At 72.5% G+C, this 19133-nt stretch carries 20 protein-coding genes and 1 pseudogene; 11 read left to right on the forward strand and 10 right to left on the reverse strand.

Going from position 1 to position 19133, the window contains the following annotated elements; translation table 11 throughout:
* Positions 1–766: 766 nt before the first annotated feature.
* Entirely contained in the window at positions 767–1147 is a 381-nt protein-coding gene (locus IEZ12_RS23420; protein WP_229847856.1) for a RidA family protein, read from the forward strand.
* A 40-nt stretch (positions 1148–1187) separates the two neighbouring features.
* On the opposite strand, the pseudogene IEZ12_RS23425 reads toward IEZ12_RS23420, so the two are convergent.
* Together IEZ12_RS23425 and IEZ12_RS23430 are read right to left on the reverse strand one after the other, a co-directional pair.
* Positions 1188–1372, reverse strand: a pseudogene (locus IEZ12_RS23425) (IS5/IS1182 family transposase); the annotation flags it as partial.
* Between the two features lie 1083 nt (positions 1373–2455).
* Positions 2456–3367 carry a helix-turn-helix domain-containing protein gene (locus tag IEZ12_RS23430; protein WP_189274402.1) on the reverse strand — a complete coding sequence of 304 codons (912 nt, stop codon included), beginning with the start codon at positions 3365–3367 and terminating at the stop codon, positions 2456–2458.
* A 94-nt stretch (positions 3368–3461) separates the two neighbouring features.
* Between IEZ12_RS23430 and IEZ12_RS23435 the strand changes: the two genes are divergently transcribed.
* Together IEZ12_RS23435 and IEZ12_RS23440 are read left to right on the forward strand one after the other, a co-directional pair.
* Positions 3462–4460, forward strand: coding sequence for a LacI family DNA-binding transcriptional regulator (locus tag IEZ12_RS23435; protein ID WP_189274359.1), 999 nt, complete (start codon positions 3462–3464; stop codon positions 4458–4460).
* A 72-nt stretch (positions 4461–4532) separates the two neighbouring features.
* Positions 4533–5696, forward strand: a complete 1164-nt coding sequence (locus IEZ12_RS23440; protein ID WP_189274361.1) for an alpha-hydroxy-acid oxidizing protein — start codon at positions 4533–4535, stop codon at positions 5694–5696.
* 168 nt (positions 5697–5864) lie between these two features.
* Here the strand turns inward: IEZ12_RS23440 and IEZ12_RS23445 are convergent, their stop codons facing one another.
* Positions 5865–6245, reverse strand: coding sequence for an ATP-binding protein (locus IEZ12_RS23445; RefSeq protein ID WP_161801044.1), 381 nt, complete (start codon positions 6243–6245; stop codon positions 5865–5867).
* Between the two features lie 289 nt (positions 6246–6534).
* Positions 6535–7014, reverse strand: coding sequence for an Lrp/AsnC family transcriptional regulator (locus IEZ12_RS23450; protein WP_229847858.1), 480 nt, complete (start codon positions 7012–7014; stop codon positions 6535–6537).
* 111 nt (positions 7015–7125) lie between these two features.
* On the opposite strand from IEZ12_RS23450, the gene IEZ12_RS23455 reads away from it, so the two are divergent.
* Both IEZ12_RS23455 and IEZ12_RS23460 read left to right on the forward strand, forming a co-directional pair.
* Entirely contained in the window at positions 7126–8277 is a 1152-nt protein-coding gene (locus tag IEZ12_RS23455) for a trans-sulfuration enzyme family protein (RefSeq protein WP_189274363.1), read from the forward strand.
* A gap of 141 nt (positions 8278–8418) precedes the next feature.
* Positions 8419–9753, forward strand: a complete 1335-nt coding sequence (locus tag IEZ12_RS23460; RefSeq protein ID WP_189274365.1) for an erythromycin esterase family protein — start codon at positions 8419–8421, stop codon at positions 9751–9753.
* A 16-nt stretch (positions 9754–9769) separates the two neighbouring features.
* On the opposite strand, the gene IEZ12_RS23465 is transcribed toward IEZ12_RS23460, so the two are convergent.
* The 4 genes from IEZ12_RS23465 to IEZ12_RS23480 all read right to left on the reverse strand — a co-directional run bounded on the left by IEZ12_RS23465 (position 9770) and on the right by IEZ12_RS23480 (position 12782).
* A complete protein-coding gene (locus tag IEZ12_RS23465) occupies positions 9770–10576 on the reverse strand; it encodes a DUF1028 domain-containing protein (RefSeq protein WP_189274367.1) in 807 nt (268 codons plus the stop codon).
* A gap of 129 nt (positions 10577–10705) precedes the next feature.
* On the reverse strand, positions 10706–11014 hold the full coding sequence (locus IEZ12_RS23470) for a GNAT family N-acetyltransferase (protein WP_043910909.1): 309 nt from the start codon (positions 11012–11014) through the stop codon (positions 10706–10708).
* 59 nt (positions 11015–11073) lie between these two features.
* Positions 11074–11691, reverse strand: a complete 618-nt coding sequence (locus IEZ12_RS23475) for an FMN reductase (protein WP_198520568.1) — start codon at positions 11689–11691, stop codon at positions 11074–11076.
* Complete coding sequence (locus IEZ12_RS23480) at positions 11688–12782, reverse strand: LLM class flavin-dependent oxidoreductase (protein ID WP_189274407.1); 1095 nt, start codon at positions 12780–12782, stop codon at positions 11688–11690. The genes IEZ12_RS23475 and IEZ12_RS23480 overlap by 4 nt, the downstream gene beginning before the upstream one ends.
* 245 nt (positions 12783–13027) lie before the next feature.
* Between IEZ12_RS23480 and IEZ12_RS23485 the strand changes: the two genes are divergently transcribed.
* On the forward strand, positions 13028–13681 hold the full coding sequence (locus IEZ12_RS23485) for a TNT domain-containing protein (RefSeq protein WP_229847860.1): 654 nt from the start codon (positions 13028–13030) through the stop codon (positions 13679–13681).
* A gap of 7 nt (positions 13682–13688) precedes the next feature.
* On the opposite strand, the gene IEZ12_RS23490 is transcribed toward IEZ12_RS23485, so the two are convergent.
* Entirely contained in the window at positions 13689–14210 is a 522-nt protein-coding gene (locus tag IEZ12_RS23490; RefSeq protein ID WP_189274369.1) for a PadR family transcriptional regulator, read from the reverse strand.
* Between the two features lie 301 nt (positions 14211–14511).
* Between IEZ12_RS23490 and IEZ12_RS23495 the strand changes: the two genes are divergently transcribed.
* The 4 genes from IEZ12_RS23495 to IEZ12_RS23510 all read left to right on the forward strand — a co-directional run bounded on the left by IEZ12_RS23495 (position 14512) and on the right by IEZ12_RS23510 (position 17844).
* The gene (locus IEZ12_RS23495; protein WP_373295520.1) at positions 14512–15390 is read left to right on the forward strand and encodes a S1 family peptidase; all 879 of its coding nucleotides are present in this window, start codon (positions 14512–14514) and stop codon (positions 15388–15390) included.
* A gap of 307 nt (positions 15391–15697) precedes the next feature.
* Positions 15698–16753, forward strand: a complete 1056-nt coding sequence (locus IEZ12_RS23500; protein ID WP_189274372.1) for a sodium:calcium antiporter — start codon at positions 15698–15700, stop codon at positions 16751–16753.
* Positions 16754–16835: 82 nt separating this feature from the next.
* Entirely contained in the window at positions 16836–17351 is a 516-nt protein-coding gene (locus IEZ12_RS23505; protein ID WP_189274374.1) for a tetratricopeptide repeat protein, read from the forward strand.
* 67 nt (positions 17352–17418) lie between these two features.
* Positions 17419–17844, forward strand: a complete 426-nt coding sequence (locus IEZ12_RS23510) for a hypothetical protein (protein ID WP_229847862.1) — start codon at positions 17419–17421, stop codon at positions 17842–17844.
* A gap of 137 nt (positions 17845–17981) precedes the next feature.
* On the opposite strand, the gene IEZ12_RS23515 is transcribed toward IEZ12_RS23510, so the two are convergent.
* Positions 17982–18275, reverse strand: a complete 294-nt coding sequence (locus tag IEZ12_RS23515; RefSeq protein WP_189274376.1) for an antibiotic biosynthesis monooxygenase family protein — start codon at positions 18273–18275, stop codon at positions 17982–17984.
* A gap of 96 nt (positions 18276–18371) precedes the next feature.
* On the opposite strand from IEZ12_RS23515, the gene IEZ12_RS23520 reads away from it, so the two are divergent.
* Entirely contained in the window at positions 18372–18941 is a 570-nt protein-coding gene (locus IEZ12_RS23520; protein WP_189274411.1) for a TetR/AcrR family transcriptional regulator, read from the forward strand.
* Positions 18942–19133 lie beyond the last annotated feature (192 nt).

Consider the following 19133-nt stretch of genomic DNA (forward strand, 5'->3'; position numbering starts at 1 on the left):
CGCTGCGCGAGCAGAACTGGTCGTGCTCTCGTGGGTTCGGCTTCCGGGTTCAGGCGAACACGCGGGGCAGGTGCCGAGCGGGTCCGCCCCTGGGTGCCTTCCCTGGAAACGGTCCTGACACCGCAGGAGTCATGAGAGCAGAAGGAACGACACCGGAACCGGAAACCTCTGTGCAGAGTGGGCTCACATCTCTGGGTGAGGTAGCGTGCCGTTATCAGGCGGATGAGATACGCCCGGAAGATCTGCCGATGATCGCTGCTGAGGTGCTCGCAGCCGAACTGGACACCCCGACATTGTGCGAGCTCGCCGGTTGGCCTCGCAACGCGGATGCCCGCGACATTCCTTACGCGTTCGAGCAAGCACTTGCGAGTCCGGGATCCGGTTGCCGGATCGGGGCCTGGCGCGGCGCCACGCTCTGCGCCGGATGGCGGCGAGATTCATCGATGGAGAGATAACTCCCGCTGAAGCGTTCCGCAGCTGGGCCGCCCATGTCTGCTGGTCAATCCCCAACGTGTGCCCTCGCCCTGACATCGTCTCCGCCGATCAGCCGCGGATGCTGACTGTGCCTGGCGTGCTCATCCTCAGCAAAGGCGTGGACCGTAAAGCAGATTTCACTGAGCCTCTGTCATTCTCTGCTGGAAGGTGTTTATGCGTGCAGAGAATACTTCGATGGCGCTGCCGGACGAGCATCGTTTGCACAGACCCGTAACTCCTATGCGCAAGGGGTCTGTCTGCAACTGACGGTCCCGCGCACTGCATCAAGGGAGTGAGTCATGAGTTCTCAGGTGAAGGCATTCGGGTTCGGCATGCCACTCAGGTCGGTGACACGGTTTATGTGTCGGGGCAGCTGTCTCATGACCGTCACGGCAACTTCGTGGGTGCCGGCGACTTCGAACTGCAGGTCCGCACCACGCTGGAGAATCTGGACCTGGTGCTGAGGCAATTCGGGGCCGAGCGTGGCCAGATAGCGGAGACCACGGTTCTGGTGAGGAACCTGCGGAAGAACTTCGACACGACAGCACGCCTCCACGCCGAGTACTTCGGGGAGCACCGGCCCACCAGCACGGTCATGGGCGTTTCCGACTTGGCACTGCCGGACCAACTCGTGGAGATCGGCGCGCTCGTGCGTCTCGATGTGAAGCCATAGGTGGGGAGGCCGGCCTGATTTCTTCAGTGATCCTCTTACATCCTGAATAGTTGCAGGTCAGCAGCGTGTGGACGGCTTGGACGATGGTGCTGATGAGGCGGGTGGAGCATCTGGCTCGTCGTAGCAGCCGCCAGGCTTCAACTGGGCGAAGGCGCGTTCGCCGGGGGCTCTCAGCCGGGCGTGATCGCGGATGAACTACTGGTAATGCGGGGACTGTTCGCGGTGGCCATGCGGGACGTCGAGCGGGGCAGGAAACGGAACCAACAGGGCCTCTTCGGCCGCCGGTGTGATGAGTGGAATCACCACGCCGACGACGAGGGGCCCTGCCTCGTCACCACACCCGCTGACCAGCCCATTTCATCCTCCGGCACAGGACGAAAGAGGTTCACTGAAGTGGCTGTTCAGCGGCCTGCTGCAGCAGCGCCCGTGCGGAGTCCGCGTAGCGCATCGCGGTCTCGTCGAGCCCGAACACCTCGGCGAGGTGGAGCGGGTCGGGCCCGTGAGTCAGGGCCTCTTCGAATTGTCGACGGAATGTCGCACACAACCGAGGGCCGGAGCCGGCGAACGGGCCAGGGTCGTCGACTCTCGCGCTGCCGCGCGGAAGGCACGTGGATTCCCGATTACCGTCCCAGGACGCCCCGCCGGCAACCGGAGCAGGTGCTGCGCATGCGGCGCTGCGCCTTGTCCGCGCCCCTGGGCCGCTGACCGGAGGAGCTGCGCGGAAAGGGCAGGCCGCGGACCGCAAGCCTGCCGTCACGTCTCGTCCGCGATGCCCGGACCCCATGCCCCACCACCTCCCACCGGAGGCGCAGCGTGCCGTACCCCGATGCCGGCGCGCCACGACGAACTCAATGCCTCCGCCTGGCCTCGCCGCAGGCGTTGGCATTGCGGCTCGTCGGCGACGCCCCGGATCAGGCTCCACCCCACCGCAGGCACACCACACACCATGACAAAGCCACCCCTCAACCCCGGCCCGCCACAACCACCAGCGCCACGTGCCGTCCAAGGCACCCCAAACCAGATCCCCCCGCCGCAGGCACACCACGCTACAACGAACTCAACCCCCCGACCCCGACCCGCCGCAGGCGCCGATCCCACGTGCCGTCGAAGGCACCCCAAACCAGATCCCGCCCCGCCGGAGCCGCGCCACGCACCACAACGAACTCAACTCCCCCGGCCCCAGCCCGCCGCAGCCACCAGCACCACGTGCCGTCGAAGGCACCCCGAACCAGGCCTCGCCCCGCAGCAGGCACACCACGCCACAACGAACTCAACTCCCCGGCCCCGGCCCGCCGCAGGCACCGGTGCCTATGTGTCGTCGGTGGCGCCCCGGACGGAGGTGCGGAAGGCGATGGGGGTGGTGCCGGTGCGTTGGTGGAAGAACTTGGCGAAGTTGGCGGCGTCGGCGAAGCCGAGGTGGTCGGCTATGCGGGCGGCGGGGGTGTCGCTGTGGGCGAGGAGGCGTTTGGCTTCGAGGACGACGCGGCGGTCGACGAATTCCTTGGCGCCGATGCCCGCGGCGGCGAGGGTCGCGCGGGAGAGGGTGCGGGGCGAGTAGCCGAGGGCTTTGGCGTAGTCCTCGACGCGGCGGGTGCGGGTGAAGTGGTGCTCGACGGCGTGGCGGAAGCGGCGGTAGGTCTCGCCGGGTTCGGCGGTGGCGGTGCCGCAGGGGGTCGCGGGGTTGGCGAGGCGCAGCAGGAGTGCGGCGAGCAGGTGGCGGAGGAGGGCGTGGTGGATGTCGGCGGGCAGGTCCGCGCCGGAGGCGTACTCGTGGTGGAGGTGGTGGAGCGCGGCGCGCAGCGCCTCGCGGGTGGGGCCGGCGGTGTGCAGGACGGCGGCGGCAAAGGGGTCGTCGAGGTGGGCGGCGGCGACCGTCGCGGGGTCGGGGAAGCCGGGTTCGAAGAGGACGAGGGTGCCGTCGGCGTCGCCGAGCTCGCCCCATTGCTGGACCTGTCCGGGTCGGACCCAGAGCCAGCTGCCGGGGTGGACGGCGTGCTCGGTGAAGTCGACGGTGTGGTGGAGGGTGCCGCGGTCGAGGGTGAGCAGGTGGTGGAAGGCGGGCCGCTGGGGGCGGTGGAAGGTGCGGTCGGTCGCGGTGGCGCGGCGGGCGCGGAGTTCGGCGAGGGTCATCACTTCGACGCCGGCGGGCCCGCCGGGGGGCGCGGCGAAGGGGACCTCGGGGATCGCCGTCCCGGACGTCGGGTTGTCGCTGCCTCGCATGGTCACCACCCGCAGCCAGGCTACCTCCGGTGGATCTTCCGCCGGGAGGGCGGCGGTACGGTCGGTGCAGCAGTGGGACGGGAGGGGAGCGGGGATGGAGCGGCGTCCGACGTTGCACGATGTGGCGCGGGAGGCGGGGGTGAGCGCGAAGACCGTCTCGCGGGTGTTGAACGGGGACGGGCCGGTGGCGGCCGCGACCCGGGAGCGGGTGCAGGCGGTGGTGCGGCGGCTGGGCTTCCGGCCGAACCTGCTGGCGCGCAGTATTCGCACGGGCGGTCCGGATTCGACGGTGGGGCTGGTGGTGCCGGATCTGGACAATCCGTTCTTCGGGGCGCTCGCGGGCGGGGTGGAGGAGGCGGCGCGGGCCCGCGGGTTGACGGTGCTGCTGGGGTGTTCCGGTGGTGATCCGGCACGCGAGACGGAGGTGGTAAGCGCTTTCCTTGCGCGTCGGACGGCCGTCCTGCTGGTGGTTCCGGCGACGGGCGGGGAGGCGTCGGCGCAGGCCCGGGCGGCGGGGGTGCCGCTGGTGTTCGTGGACCGGCCGGGGCCGGATGCGGACTGCGTGGTGTCCTCGAACCGGGCGGGCGCCCGCGAGGGCGTGGCTCATCTGCTGGGTCTGGGCCACCGTCGGGTGGCGTTCCTCGGCGATCTGCCGCCGGAGCTGTACACCCGCCGGGAGCGCCTGGCGGGCTACCTGGAGGCGTTCGCGGCGGCGGGCGTCACCCCGGCCGACGCGCTGGTCGCGGAGGCCCGGACGGCGGCGGACGCCGAACTCGCGGCGCTGCGGCTGCTCGCGCTGCCGGACCCGCCGACGGCGCTGTTCGCGTCCCATCTGAACGCGGCGACGGGTGCGGTGCTGGCGCTGGGACGGGCGGGGCGGCGCGAGGTGGCGCTGCTGGCGTTCGACGACCTGCCGCTGGCGGAGGTGCTGGATCCACCGCTGTCGGCGGTCGCGCAGGCCCCGGCGGAGCTGGGCGCGGCGGCGCTCCGACTGGCGCTGGCCCGGCTGGACGGGGACGACTCGCCGCCACGCACCGAGACGGTCCCGACCCACCTGGTGCTGCGCGGCAGGCCGGTGACGGCGCGCCCTTGACCGCCCGCCGGTGGCGGATGGAGGGTGGCGGCCACGACGATCACCACCCCAGGAATCCCTTGAGGAGCGCGGATGGCCCCGCAGTTCGGCGACTACCAGAACGAGATCTACTTCGAGGCGCTGTTCGGCGTCGCGCCCAAGTACCCGATGACGTTCGCGGGCCTGGCGGAGCGTGCGGAGCGGACGCTGGCCCCGGACGTGTGGTCGTACGTGGCGGGCGGCGCGGGCGACGAGCACACCCAGCGGGCGAACGTCGCGGCGTTCGAGCGCTGGGGGCTGGTGCCGCGGATGCTGGTCGGCGCGAAGGAGCGGGACCTGCGGGTGGACCTGTTCGGTCTGGAGCTGGCGTCGCCGCTGTTCCTGGCCCCGGTCGGGGTGCTGGGGCTGTGCGCGCCGGACGGGCACGGGGATCTGGCGGCGGCCCGGGCCGCGGCCCGTACGGGGGTGCCGATGGTGGCGTCGACGCTGTCGGTGGACCCGATGGAGCAGGTGGCGGCGGAGCTGGGCGACACGCCGGGGCTCTTCCAGCTGTACACGCCGACCGACCGGGCGCTCGCGGAGTCGCTGGTGCACCGGGCGGAGGCGGCCGGCTTCAAGGGCATCGTGGTGACCCTGGACACCTGGGTGACCGGCTGGCGGCCGCGCGACCTGGGCAGCGGCAGCTTCCCGCAGCTGCGCGGCCACTGCCTGGCGAACTACACCTCGGACCCGGTGTTCCGGGCCGGGCTGAAGGACCCGGACGGGGATCCGCGGGGCGCGGTGATGGACTGGGTGCAGATCTTCGGCAACCCGCTGACCTGGGACGATCTGCCGTGGCTGCGTTCGCTGACCGACCTGCCGCTGATCCTGAAGGGCCTGTGCCACCCGGAGGACGTCCGGCGGGCGAAGGACGCCGGCGTGGACGGCGTCTACTGCTCCAACCACGGCGGCCGGCAGGCGAACGGCGGGCTGCCGGCGCTGGAGTCGCTGGCCGAGGTGGTCGCGGCGGCGGACGGCCTGCCGGTGCTGTTCGACTCGGGGGTGCGCAGCGGCTCGGACGCGGTGAAGGCGCTGGCGCTGGGCGCGACGGCGGTGGGCGTGGGCCGTCCGTACGTGTACGGGCTGGCGCTGGGCGGCGAGGCGGGGGTGGTGCACGTGCTGCGGTCGCTGCTGGCGGAGGCGGATCTGCTGATGGCGGTGGACGGCTATCCGTCGCTGGAGTCGTTGCGTGCGCCGGGGGCGCTGCGCCGCCGCTGAGCCCGGCCCGGGCACTCGCCCGCCTTATTGCGACTTACTTGCAATAACAGACTGCATGCAGCAGAGTGGGGCCGCGGGGTCGTCCTCCGATCGTCTTCCCAACCGGCGCCCGCCGGGACACGGCGCCGGCCCCGCGCCAACCCCTCCCCCGCGACGGTCACCACGGCCTCAGCCGAGCGGCAGCCGCACCACCATGGTCTTGCCGCCGCCGTCCGGATCGGCCAGCGTCGCGGTGCCGCCACCGGCCAGCAGCGCCATCTCGTGCACCAGGTTCAGGCCCCAACCGCCGCTGCCGTCGGGGTGCGGCGCCTCCCGGCGGCGCGGACAGTACGGGTGCCGGTCGTGCACCCGGATCGTCAACAGGTCCGGTTCGAAGTCCAGTTGGAGGGTGGCGCGGGGCGAGCGCACCGCCGCGTGCCGGACCGTGTTGGTGACCAGTTCGCTGACCACCAGCAGCACGGTGTCGGTCAGCGGATGGTCCGCGTCCAGGCCGCGGGCGGCCAGTTCGGCGCGCGCACTGCGGCGCGCTTCGGGCACGGATGCGGGCACGGTCGCCAGGCTCAGGCGGTACCGCACGGTCTGGGGTGGGTCCGCGACAGCCATGGTCGGTCCCTTCACGGCGGGGCAGCGACCGGGGCGGAGCGGGAAGCGCCGTCGTCCGGCCGCGTCGGGGCTCGGCAGCCCTGCCCGTCCGAACCGGACGGCGAACGAACCGGACAGATGGCCGACAACCAGTACGGTACGGCCGAACCGGCCCATCTGCGGCGGCGGATGGTGGACAGTGGCCACAACTCGCCACCCCCGCCAGGAACTCCGCGCGGCCCCGCCCGGTCCGACGTCAGATCGGCGGCGTGGCGCCGGGGATCCGTTCGAAGACCAGGTTGGTGCGGGTCTGCGCCACCGCCGGATGGGTCGTCAGGTGCTCCACCACGAAGCGGCGCAGCGCCTCCGGGTCGGCCACCGCCACGTGCAGCAGGTAGTCCTCGCTGCCGGCCATGTGGAAGACCGCCAGCACCCCGGGCAGGTCCGGCGCGGCGGCGCGGAAGCTGCTGTTCTGCTCCTGGGTGTGCGCCCGCAGCCGGACCGAGATCATCGCCTGCAGCGACAGGCCGACGGCCGGCAGGTCCACCTCGGCGTGGTAGCCGCGGATCACTCCGCGCTCGCGCAGCGCCCGCACCCGGGTCAGGCAGGTGGACGGGGCGATCCCGACCAGCTCCGCCAGCGCGTTGTTGGCCATCCTGGCGTTCGCCAGCAGCGCCCGGACGATCGCCCGGTCGGTCTCGTCCAACGCCGCACGGGCCCGTGGAATGTTCGGCACGCCCCCAGCGTGGCGGCCCGTACCGAAGATCCGCAAGACCGCGTCCGCCCGCGCCGAATGATCGACTGCCGCTATGGCCTTCGACCAGCGGCAAGTTCACCATCGACGGCCATGAGCCGACTCGACACCAGAGCCGTGCACGCCGGCCGCGACGACCTCGCCGGCCTCGGCACGCACGTCCCCCCGCTCGACCTGTCCACCACGTACCCGGTGCCGGACCTCGCCGCCGGCGGCGACGCCTACCAGGCGCTGGCCACCGGCGGCCGCCCGCCCGCCGAGGGCGGGCTGGTCTACCAGCGGCTGTGGAACCCGACCGTGGCCCGCTTCGAGCAGGCGCTGGCCGAACTGGAGGGCTGCGCCCAGGCGGTGGCCTTCTCGTCCGGCATGGCCGCGCTCACCGCCTGCCTGCTGGCGGCCGCCGCGGAGGGCCGTCGGCACGTGGTCGCGGTGCGGCCGCTGTACGGCGGCTCGGACCACCTGCTGGACTCCGGGCTGCTCGGCACCGAGGTCACCTGGGCGACCCCGGAGACCGTCGCCGACGCCGTCCGGCCGGACACCGGACTGGTCCTGGTGGAGACGCCCGGCAACCCGACCCTCGATCTGGTCGACCTGGCCGCGATCGCCCGGCAGTGCGGCGACGCACCGCTGATGGTCGACAACACCTTCGCCACGCCGGTGTTGCAGCGCCCCGCCGAGTTCGGCGCCGCGCTGGTGCTGCACTCCGCGACCAAGTCGATCGGCGGCCACGGCGACGTGCTGGCCGGCGCGGTCGCCTGCACCGCCGCATGGGCCGAGCGGCTGCGCCGGGTGCGCGCCGTCACCGGGGCGGTCCTGCACCCGCTGGCCGGCTACCTGCTGCACCGCGGCCTGCAGACCCTGCCGCTGCGGGTCCGCGCCGCCTCGGCGAGCGCCGCCCGGCTCGCCGACTGGCTGGCCGAACAGCCCGAGGTGTCCGCCGTGCACTACCCCGGCCGCTCCGGCTCCCCGCTGCTCGGACACCAACTCCTCGGCGGCGGCAGCACCTTGGCCTTCGAGGCGGCGGGCGGCTTCGAGCACGCCGCGGCGATCGCCGAGCGCTGCGAGCTGATCACCCACGCGGTCTCGCTCGGCGGCGTGGACACCCTGATCCAGCACCCGGCCTCGCTCACCCACCGCCCGGTCGCCGCCGCGCACAAGCCCGTCCCCGCGCTGCTGCGGCTGTCCGTCGGCCTGGAGGACCCGGCCGACCTGGCGGCGGACCTCGCCAAGGCGCTGCTCCGGTAGGCGCTGAGGCCTGCCGTACGTCGGGTGCGGGGGCTTTCCCCCGCACCCGTTCGGTGGCCCGCCCCAGCGCGTCGCGCCGTCCCGCCGAACCATGATCGTCACGGGGGTCGCGCCCGGCGGCCCGGACAGGGAGACACGACCATGACGGCATCCGACCGACGCATCAGCAGGCGCGGCGTGCTCGCCGCCACCACCGCGGCCCTCGCCGTCCCCGCGCTGCGCCTCCCCGCCGCCTCGGCGGCCGACCGGACGGACCGCCATGAGATGCTCGTGGTGGAGCAGTTGGAGTCCGTCGCGCACCCGCTGCGCTCCACCGCGCCGGGCGGCCGCAGCACCGACCTGGCGGCGCTCGGCGACCTGATCGGCGACTCGCTGGTGGTGGGCCTCGGCGAGGCCACCCACGGCTCCCACGAGTTCTTCGCCCTCAAGCACCGGATCTTCCGGTACCTGGTCGAGGAGCGCGGCTTCACTGTCTTCGCCCTGGAGATGAGCTGGACCGCCGGCCTGGAGATCGACGAGTTCCTCCAGGGCGGCGAGGGCGACGCCCGCCGGGTCGCCGACCGCGCCCTCGCCGGATCGCCTTGGCACCGCGAGGAGTTCGCCGACCTGATCGCCTGGATGCGGGACCACAACCGCCGCCACCCCGGCCGCCCCGTCCACTTCCTCGGCGACGACCTCGGCCTGCCCGGCCTCGGCGACCGCGTCTTCCGGCGCGTCCTCGACCTGGTCCGCCCCGGCCACCCCGAGGAGGCGGCCCGGCTGGCCGACCTGTACGCGCCGCTGCGTCCGCTGGACGACGCCGTCGGCTACCTCGGACGGCCGCTCGCCGAACGTCGCTCCAACGCCGAACTCGCCCGAAAGGCCTTCGAGTCGGCCTCCTCGGTGGGCGAGCCGTGGGCCGAGCAGCACGCCCGCGTCATCGCCGACACCTTCGCCTTCCTCACCATGGACTCCGACAACCCTGGGACGGTCGCCGCCGCCGAGCAGCTCCGCGACCGCGCCATGGCGTACAACGTCCTGTGGTGGCAGCGGCGGACCGGCCACCGCATCCTGCTCTCCGCGCACAACGGCCATGCCGGCTACGCCTCCACCATGCCGGAGCTCTATCCGTTCCCGCAGGGCGCCCAGCTGCGCCAGGCGCTCGGCTCGCGCTACACCGCGATCGGCACCACCTTCGACCGGGGCGCGTTCCTCACCACCGCGGACGGCCCGGGCGGCGCGTGGCGTCCCGTCGGCGTTCCGGCCGCCGCGCCGGGCAGCGTCGAGCACACCCTCGACCAGGTCCGCCACCGCGACTACTACCTCCCGCTGCGCGGGCTGCCGGGCGCCGCACGCGGCTGGCTGGCGACTCCGCGCCCCACGTACGACGCCGGGACCACCTTCACGACACCGCTCCGGGAACTCGCCGTCGGCGCGGCCTACGACGTCCTGGTCCACCTGCACGAGGTCACCGCTGCACGGGAGTTGACGATCTGACGCGGTGGCGGCCGGGTCAGCCGGCGGCGGCGGTGCGCAGGTGGTCGAGGACCAGCGGGTCGATGCGGCCCTCGACCAGGCGGCCTTCGAGGTTCTCCACGCCGGCCCAGCGGTCCAGGTCGTCGTAGCCGAGCGCGGCGAGCAGGGCGCCGACCTCGTCGGCGAGTTCGCCGTCCAGCGGGAGCAGCGTGGCCGGGTCGGGGGTGCCGTGCAGGACCTCGTGCAGGGCGAGCAGGCGGCGCAGTTCGCCGACCGGGTCGGCGTGGTCCTCGACGCGCAGGTCGTGCGAGGTGTCGCCCCAGCCGCCGACGCCCTTGCCGGGCTCGACCACGTACAGGGCGGCGCTCTGTCGGCCCCGGGAGTCGCCGCCGGCCGCGTCGCCCGCCGCGAGGGCGGTCAGCAGCCGTTCGGCGAAGGGGAGTTCGGCGGAGGACAGCCAGGCGGACTCGATGTCGGCGACCACCTCGGGGCCGGTGAGGATGTTGCCCTGGATCGCGTAGTCCGGGCCGGCCACGCCGCCCGCCCAGGGCAGGCACTCCTCGCCGGTCCAGCTGACGGCGCTCTCGGGGCCGACCACGCCGAGCTGGCGGTGCACCCGCCCGTCGTCGGCGGCGAGCAGCGCGGCGACGGTGTCGGCGGGCGAGGCGCCGCTGCGGAGCATGGCCAGGCCCTGCGGGCGGTAGGCGAGGTTGGCCCAGGCCTGGGTGGCGAGGGCGCCGATGCCGGTCTCGGCGGCCGGAACCAGGGCGCCGACCGCGAGGAACTTGCTGGCCACGGCCACGCCATAGGCGTTGCCGTGCCGAGCGACGATGGAGAAGGTCACGACGGGCGACGATAGCTGCGCAGGAACGTTTCGTCCACGGTGAGTCCCGGTCCGGCACACTCCGTCAAGTTCGGTAGCGGGTGCCGGTCTCGTCCCCGGCACCCGCCGTCCGTCGGCCGCGGCGACGGGTCAGAGGTCGAACTTGGCGCGCTTGTCGGCCGGCACCAGGTCGACGTACTCGGGGTGCTTGGCGATCCAGCCCCGGATGAACGGGCAGTACGGCAGGACGGCCAGGCCGCGCTCGCGCGCCGTGTCGAGGACGCTGCGGGCCAGCTTGCCGCCCAGGCCCTGGCCCTCGAAGGCCGGGTCGATGACGGTGTGGACGAAGGCGATCCGCCCGCCGTCGCGGAGCTGGTACTCGGCGAATCCGGCCAACCCGGCGTCCGTGGTGATCTCGAAGCGGGACTGCTCGGTGTTGTCGGTGACCTGGGGTTCCATGGCGCACTGCTCCTGGTTGTCGGGGCTGTCGGTTCGCAAAATACGGGCTCGGCGGCCCGTCAGTGTGCTCGTAGCGCAGCGAGTTGTTGCTCGAAGGGCACAACCTGCTCGACCTGCCGGTTCTCGGCGGGCCGTCCGGCCAGCAGGGCCGCGAGTTCGCGGGCGGCGCGGTCGATCCGGCCGGCCAGCGAGCCGTCGGCGCCGTTCGCACCCCAGTCCTCGGAGGCGGCGAAGACCGCGGTGGGGACGACCACCGCCCGCAGGTGGGCGAAGAGCGGGCGCATCGCGTGTTCGAGGGCGAGGCTGTGCCGGGCCGTGCCGCCGGTGGCGGCGATCAGCACGGGGGTGCCGGTCAGCGCGTCCTTGTCGAGGACGTCGACGAAGGACTTGAACAGGCCGCTGTACGAGGCGGAGAAGATCGGCGTGACGGCGATCAGGCCGTCCGCCTCCTCGACCGCCCGGACGGCGTCGCGCAGCGCGGGCGGCGGGAAGCCGGTGACCAGGTTGTCGGCGATGTCCCGGGCGAGCTCCCGCAGTTCGACCACCCGGAGGTCCACCTCCCGTCCGGCGTCGCCCAGTTCGCGGGCGGCGGCGCCGGCCAGGCGGTCGGCGAGCAGCCGGGTGGAGGACGGGACGGAGAGGCCGGCCGTCACCACGACCAGTTTCAGCGCGCTCACTCGGCGGCCTCCTGCTCCTTCTCGCGCGCCGTCACCAGCGCGGCGTGGGTGGGCCCGTCGGGGACCTCGACCGGGCGGTTCTTCGCGAACTCCTTGCGCAGCACCGGGACGACCTCCTCGCCGAGCAGGTCGAGCTGCTCCAGGACGGTCTTCAGCGGCAGGCCGGCGTGGTCCATCAGGAACAGCTGGCGCTGGTAGTCGCCGAAGGTCTCGCGGAAGGCCAGGGTCTTCTCGACGACCTCCTGCGGGCTGCCGACGGTCAGCGGGGTCTGCTCGGTGAACTCCTCCAGCGAGGGCCCGTGCCCGTAGACGGGGGCGTTGTCGAAGTACGGGCGGAACTCCCGGACGGCGTCCTGCGAGTTCTTGCGCATGAAGACCTGCCCGCCGAGGCCGACGATCGCCTGCTCGGGGGTGCCGTGGCCGTAGTGGGCGTAGCGCTCCCGGTAGAGGTCGACCAGGCGCTGGAAGTGCGCCTTGGGCCAGAAGATGTTGTTGGCGAAGAAGCCGTCGCCGTAGTAGGCGGCCTGTTCGGCGATCTCGGGGCTGCGGATGGAGCCGTGCCAGACGAACGGCGGGGTGTCGTCGAGCGGGCGCGGGGTGGAGGTGAAGGACTGCAGCGGGGTGCGGAAGCGGCCCTGCCAGTCGACGTTCTCCTCGCGCCAGAGCTGGTGCAGCAGCGCGTAGTTCTCGACGGCGAGCGGGATGCCCTGGCGGATGTCCTTGCCGAACCACGGGTAGACCGGGCCGGTGTTGCCGCGGCCCATCATCACGTCCACCCGGCCGCCCGCGAGGTGCTGGAGCATCGCGAAGTCCTCGGCGATCTTCACCGGGTCGTTGGTGGTGATCAGCGTGGTGGAGGTGGAGAGGATCAACTTCTCGGTGCGGGCCGCGATGTAGCCGAGCATGGTGGTCGGCGAGGACGGCACGAACGGCGGGTTGTGGTGCTCGCCGGTGGCGAACACGTCAAGGCCGACCTCCTCGGCCTTGAGCGCGATGGCGACCATCGCCTTGATCCGCTCGTGCTCGCTGGGGGTCCGACCGGTGGTGGGGTCGGTGGTCACGTCGCCGACGCTGAAAATGCCGAACTGCACCGCGCTCAACTCCTCCTCGGTTGATTCAACATTCAACCACCCGGTGCAACGGGACGCCACTCCGACCTATTCCCGCCAGCCTTCCGCCCGGACTGACCGAAACGCCGACACTCTCGGCAGTCGATCGGGCACGCAGAGTTGACTGAAGGTCAGACATTCCGCTTTCCTGATGCACGCCTTCGGGTGCGGACCCTCAGCTCCGCGCCCCGGCCTCCTTCCTGCCCGCCTCCCCCACCGGAGTGTCCGTGCGCCTGCGCCAGTTCCTCGCCCCGCTCGTCGCCGCCGTCGCCCTGTTCGCCACCGCCGCGCCCACCGCGGCCGCCGCGACCCCGACCGAGCTGCGGATCGGCCTCACCACCGAGTGCTCCGTCGACTTCCGGCACGGCGACTCCCGGCTCGGCCCCGACCAGCTGCCCAACGCCGGCCCGGTCGGCCGCCAACTGATCGGCTACTTCCGCACCGGCCTGCTCGGCGAGCAGCAGTTCCTGGCCACCTACTACGACAGCGCGGCCGGCAGCTGGAAGTACCCGCCGTCCAACGGCTACCTGCTGCTGCCCGACGGCACCCCGATCGAGAGCGACACCACCCTCCAGCCCGGCCAGGCCATCGACCGCTACGGCAGCGAGTACGGCTCCTTCCTCGCCCCCGAGGGCCTGCCGTACGCCACCCGCTCGATCCCCCCGTCCAGCCTGGACGGCAACCCGGCGGCGGGCTGCAACTACCACGACTACCGGGTGCTCAAGGCGTTCACCGTGCACTCCGGGCCGATCGCCCCGTGGTTCGGGCAGCCCGGCCTCGGCCTCCAGTACCAGCTCGACGCCGCGCTGGTGCCGGGCGCGCCGAGCCGGATCAACGTCGGCTGGCTGGTCGACAACGGCTACCTGGCCCGCCTGGCCTGACGCACCGTCACTTCCCTTCCAGCGCCTGGTCCAGCCAGGCCAGCCAGAACGACTCCAGCTGGATCCCCGCCTGCAGCACCACGTGCTGCAGGCGGTTCTCCGTCTCCGCCCGCTCCGGCGGGAAGTCCCGCGCCTCGATCTCCAGGTACTCGGCCAACTGCGCCCGGTGCAGCTCCCGGTGGCGCGCCAGTTCCTCCTCCAGGCCGTCCACGCCGAGCACCGCCGCGGCGCGCAGCCGCAGCAGCAGCGGGTCCCGGATCGGCTTCGGGTCCTGCGCCTGCCCGACCCACTCGCGCAGCTGCGCCCGCCCGGCCGGCAGCACCTCGTACTCCTTGCGCTGCCCGCGCCCGGCCCCCGGCCCCGAGGCCCGCACCAGCCCCTCGCGCTCCAGCCGCCCCAGCTCCCGGTAGATCTGCTGATGCGTCGCGGACCAGAAGAACCCGATCGACCGGTCGAACCGCCGGGTCAACTCCAGCCCCGAGGACGGCTTCTCCAGCAGGGCGGTGAGGATCGCGTGCGGCAGTGACATGCGGCGATCGTACGGGCCGCGGGCCGGACGGCGGCCCGCCGACCGCGGACCGCGGACCGCTGCGCCGACTCGGACCGCTCGGTCGAAACCTTCGACTCGCCCTTTCCGTACGGGAGTTGACGGTGCGCCGGTGCGGTCCGGGGTCTTGTGCCGCCCCGCCGGGTGGCGAATACTCCCGGGTAGCGCTTGTCAGGGGCAGATCAGAACCAGGGCCGGGAGTCGACCGGCCCGCGATCGCGCCTGCCCGCGCCTCACGGCCCGTCGGTTGACCGGGCCTCCCCCACACCCCAGGAGGAGAACTGTGAGGACCATGCGCACCACCCCCACGTCGCCGTCCCGCGCCCGCGGCCGGGTGCTGGCGCTCGCCGCCGCGCTCGCCGCGGCGACCGCCCTCGCGGCGCCGAGCGCCGGAGCGGCCGCGCCGGTGGCCGACGCCACCGCGCTCGCCCAGGTCAGCGCCTCGGTCGAGCAGACCGGCGTCAACGGCATCGCCTGGCACACCGACCAGGCCACCGGCCAGGTCGTCGTGACGGCGGACAGCAGCGTCACCCCGGCTGCGCTCGCCGAGCTCACCAAGGCCGCCGGGTCGAAGGCCGCCCACCTGAAGATCGAGCGCACCGCCGGCACCTTCAACCCGCTGCTGTCCGCGGGCGCGGCCATCTACGGCGGCGGCTACCGGTGCTCGCTGGGCTTCAACGTGGTCAAGGGCGGCGTCTACTACTTCCTGACCGCCGGGCACTGCGGCAACATCGCGAGCACCTGGTACAGCAACTCCGGCCAGACCTCCACGGTCGGCACCACCGTCGGCTCCAGCTTCCCGGGCACCGACTACGCGCTGGTGAAGTACAGCAGCACCTCGGCCAGCCACCCGGGCGGCTACACGGCGGCCAGCGCGTACGTCGGCGAGTCCGTCAAGCGCACCGGTTCCACCACGGGCACCCACGGCGGCACCGTCACCGCGCTGAACTCCACCGTCCGCTACTCCGACGGCAGCACGGTGCGCGGCCTGATCCAGACCAACGTCTGCGCGGAGGGCGGCGACTCCGGCGGCCCGCTGTACGACGGCAGCAAGGCCATCGGCCTGACCTCCGGCGGCAGCGGCGACTGCACCAGCGGCGGCACCACCTTCTTCCAGCCGGTCACCGCGGCCGCCGCCGCGTACGGCGTCTCGCTCTACTGATCGCATGCCCGTGGCCCCCTCGGACCGGGCCGGTCCGAGGGGGCCACGGGCATGGCTTCCGCTCGCGGCGGAGGACGGTAGACTCGGCCGCTGCGAAGGGGAGTAGCCCCGCAAACCGGTCGTCGACATGCTGGAGCCCGTTGCCGGGTTCCCGGTGGCCGGGCCCGCCGTCGGCGACGGTGGCGGGTGGGCGAGACCTTCGGCCCATGTGTCGACGACTGTGCGCGTCGGCGGGGCCGAGGTCGTGCTGCCCCCGTGTCGCTCGCCTTTCGGACGCCCGTCGGCGCAGGAAGGCCTGACGAGTTCCGTGATCCATTTCGTTCTGCTCATCGTGTGCGCGGTGGCGATCTACCTCTCCTGCGAGTGGTTCGTCAACGCGGTGGAGTGGTTGGGCGAGCGCCTCAACGTCGGAAAGATGGCGGTCGGCACGATCCTGGCCGCGTTCGGCACCGCGCTGCCCGAATCGGTGGTCACCCTGGTCGCCGTGACCACCGGCGGCACCGAAGAGGCGAAGAACATCGGCGTCGGCGCCGCCATGGGCGGCCCCCTCGCGCTGGCCACCGTCGCCTACGGCATCACCGGCGTGGCGCTGCTCGTCAAGCGCCGTCGCGACCGCGCCGCCGCCCTGGCCACCGGCGCCGCGCTCGTGCCGGCCTCGGTGGCGCTCGGCACCGAGAAGGACATGCGGCGCCTGGCCAAGGACCAGAAGTGGTTCCTGCCGATCTTCTTCGTGAAGGTCTCGCTCGGCCTGGTCGCCTTCGCCTTCAAGCCGACCCTCGGCGTCCTGTTCTTCGCCGCGTACGCCGCCTACTTCTGGCGCGAGATCCGGGCGAGCCGCGCCGACGAGGCGGCCGGTGACGAGGAGGAGGAGGAGGAGCTGGAGGCGCTGAAGATCCAGCCGAAAAAGGCCTCGCCCGACACCTGGGCGGTCGTCGCCCAGACCCTGGCCACCCTCGTGGTGATCTTCTTCGCCGCACATTACTTCGTCGCCCAGCTCGACGTCATCGGCCCGATGCTCGGCCTGTCCGCGACCGTGACCGCGCTGCTGCTGTCCCCGATAGCGACCGAGCTGCCCGAGATCATGAACGCGATCATCTGGGTCCGCCAGGGCAAGGTGAAGCTGGCGCTCGCCAACGTCTCCGGCTCGATGATGATCCAGGCCACCGTCCCCAGCGGCATCGGCCTGCTGTTCACCAAGTGGCACTTCGACGGCCCCCTGCTGTGGTCCGGCCTCGTGACCATGGCCGCGATCGTCTACCTGCTGCTCACCATGCGCGCCCACCGCCTCACCCCCGCCCGACTCGCCGTCGCCGCCGGCTTCTACGCGGTCTTCGCCGTCGGCCTGGTCCCCCTGCTCGCCTGACCCGCCCGGCCGGTCCGCCCCGATCCACGGCGGACCGGCCCGGGCTTCTCCTGACCGGGCGCGCTGTGTCAGCGTGTGCGGCATGAACAGTGATCACCCACGCGACGCGGCGCTGGCGCAGGCGGTGCAACTGCGCGAGCAGGGTCGTGCCGAGCAGGCCCGGACACAGTTGCTGCTCCTGACCGAGCGCTACCCGGACGATGCCGAGATCGCCTACCAGACCGCCTGGGCGCACGACGTGCTCGAACTGGAGGCCGAGGCCGTCCCCTTCTACGAACGCGCCCTGAGCACGGCGGGCCTGACCGACGAGGACCGCCACGGCGCGTTCCTCGGCCTGGGAAGCACCTACCGGGTACTGGGCCGGTACGAGCAGGCCGTGCGGACCCTGGGCTGCGCACTGGAGGAGTTCCCGGACGATCCCGCCCTCCAGGCCTTCCTGGCCATGGCGCTGTACAACCGCGGCGAGAGCCGCCAGGCCGTTCGCCTGCTGCTGAAGACACTCGCCGCCACCAGCGGCGACCGGCGCGTGCAGGACTACCGGCGGGCGATCGAGCACTACGCCGACGACCTGGACGGTGTTCAGCAGCAAGGGGAGTAGAGCTGCCCGCCCGAGCCGGTCCGCCCGGATCCGCGACGGACCGGCCCTGTCGGCGGAGCCCGCCGGCGTGCGCGGCATGGGGATCCACCTGGTGAGCGCGGACGTCGAGGAGTGGTTCGGCGGGGCGGTCGCAGCCGCCCTCGACGAGGAGTTGGCGCGGCGGGGCCTGCCGCCGCAGCTGCCGCCGGCTGCTTCGGTCGCGTCGTTCGCGCCGTTCGAGGAGAAGGTGATGCCGCCGATGGGCACCTTCGGCGCACTGTGCCGCGAGGTGCTCGCGCCCGAGGAGGCAGCGGGGCTGCTCGACTGGACCGAGCTGGTGCCGGTGCCGTTCGACGGCGTCATCGAGCTTCCGGTCCCGTCGACGTACGGCGACCGGGCGGTGGTCTTCTCGGCCCACCGGCTGCTGCCGCTCGCGGAGCGGCTGGCAGCGGTCCTGGAACTGCCCGAGGACCTTCGCCGCAGCGGCTTCCGGACCATGGGGGTGTCCAGCTAGTTCCTGGACGTCGCGGGGAAACCGGACGCGCTCGCCGGTCGGACGGGGCGCTGGACGCGGGATCTGCCCGCCGCCTTCTACGCCGCGACGTACCTGCGGGCGGCCCAGTACTGCCTGCGACAGGGCCGCCCGCTGACCTACTGCTGACGCGACAGCAGGGTGTGGACCTGGCGGGGCTTGACCTCGCGCTCATCGAACACGACCGCCTCGGCGCACTCGTGGGCCACGGCGGCGAACGCGCCCTGGAACGCCTGCGGGGACTCGAACTCGCCGGTGGTGACGACGGCGTCGCCCTCGGGGGTGACCCAGACCTCGACCCGCAGGAATCCCGGCTGCCGGGTCAGCACCTCGCGGACCCGGTGGCAGCGGCCGACGAACTCCTCGACGTACTCGGCCTTCGGGTAGTGGTAGGCGACGAAACCGAACGACATGGTGATGCCCTCCCCGGATTGTACGATGGCGTACAACGAAACTAGACCCGTTGTACGCCCCCGCACAACGGCGGAGATCATGAGGTGGATCACACCATGGGCGCACTGCGCACACCGCGCGAGAAGTGGGTCGGGGCCGGCCTGCAGACCCTGGCGTCGGGCGGCGTGGACGCCGTACGCGTCGAGGCGCTGGCCAAGTCCCTCGGCGTGACCAAGGGCGGGTTCTACGGCTACTTCGCCGACCGCGACGCCCTGCTGACCGAGATGCTCGACGCCTGGGAGCGCGAGGCCACCGACGACGTCCTGGAACGGATCGAGCACGAGGACGCGGACACCCGCGCCAGGGCCCGCCTCGCCGGGAAGCTCACCTTCTCCGACCGCCTGCGCCCCATCGACCTGGCCGTCCGTGACTGGGCCCGCCGCGATCCGGCCGTCGCCGAACGCCTGCGCCGCGTGGACAACAAGCGCATGGACCTGCTGCGCGAGGCCATCGGCAGCTTCTGCGCCGACCCCGACGAGATCGAGGCCCGCAGCCTGCTCGCCTTCTGCCTCGCCATCGGCAACCACTTCCTCGCCGCCGACCACCCCGGCCGCACCCGCGCCGAGGTCCTCGACCGGGCCGGTCGCCTGATCCTGGAGCGCCCGACCGACGACCCGGCCCGCTGACCGCCGCTGCGCGCCGGACCACCGACCCTGCGCGCCTAGCCACCCGCCCCGGAAACGCCCGGTGGGCCGGAACGCGGTCGCGTCCCGGCCCACTCGTCTCCCTACTGCCGACGTCTGCTCAGAGGGTGTTCGATAGGGGAATCCCCCTAACCGTCCGGTTTTGATTGGCACGGCACGGACTCGGTTTCATGA

Source organism: Kitasatospora griseola, from assembly GCF_014648555.1.
GTDB classification, from domain to species: domain Bacteria; phylum Actinomycetota; class Actinomycetes; order Streptomycetales; family Streptomycetaceae; genus Kitasatospora; species Kitasatospora griseola.

Excerpts from the sequence above, each read along its gene's own strand:
- IEZ12_RS23430 (WP_189274402.1), bottom strand. The coding sequence starts at position 3,367 with ATGCGAGGCAGCGACAACCCGACGTCCGGGACGGCGATCCCCGAGGTC.
- IEZ12_RS23435 (WP_189274359.1), top strand. The coding sequence starts at position 3,462 with ATGGAGCGGCGTCCGACGTTGCACGATGTGGCGCGGGAGGCGGGGGTG.
- IEZ12_RS23440 (WP_189274361.1), top strand. The coding sequence starts at position 4,533 with ATGGCCCCGCAGTTCGGCGACTACCAGAACGAGATCTACTTCGAGGCG.
- IEZ12_RS23455 (WP_189274363.1), top strand. The coding sequence starts at position 7,126 with ATGAGCCGACTCGACACCAGAGCCGTGCACGCCGGCCGCGACGACCTC.
- IEZ12_RS23460 (WP_189274365.1), top strand. The coding sequence starts at position 8,419 with ATGACGGCATCCGACCGACGCATCAGCAGGCGCGGCGTGCTCGCCGCC.
- IEZ12_RS23470 (WP_043910909.1), bottom strand. The coding sequence starts at position 11,014 with ATGGAACCCCAGGTCACCGACAACACCGAGCAGTCCCGCTTCGAGATC.
- IEZ12_RS23490 (WP_189274369.1), bottom strand. The coding sequence starts at position 14,210 with ATGTCACTGCCGCACGCGATCCTCACCGCCCTGCTGGAGAAGCCGTCC.
- IEZ12_RS23505 (WP_189274374.1), top strand. The coding sequence starts at position 16,836 with ATGAACAGTGATCACCCACGCGACGCGGCGCTGGCGCAGGCGGTGCAA.
- IEZ12_RS23515 (WP_189274376.1), bottom strand. The coding sequence starts at position 18,275 with ATGTCGTTCGGTTTCGTCGCCTACCACTACCCGAAGGCCGAGTACGTC.
- IEZ12_RS23520 (WP_189274411.1), top strand. The coding sequence starts at position 18,372 with ATGGGCGCACTGCGCACACCGCGCGAGAAGTGGGTCGGGGCCGGCCTG.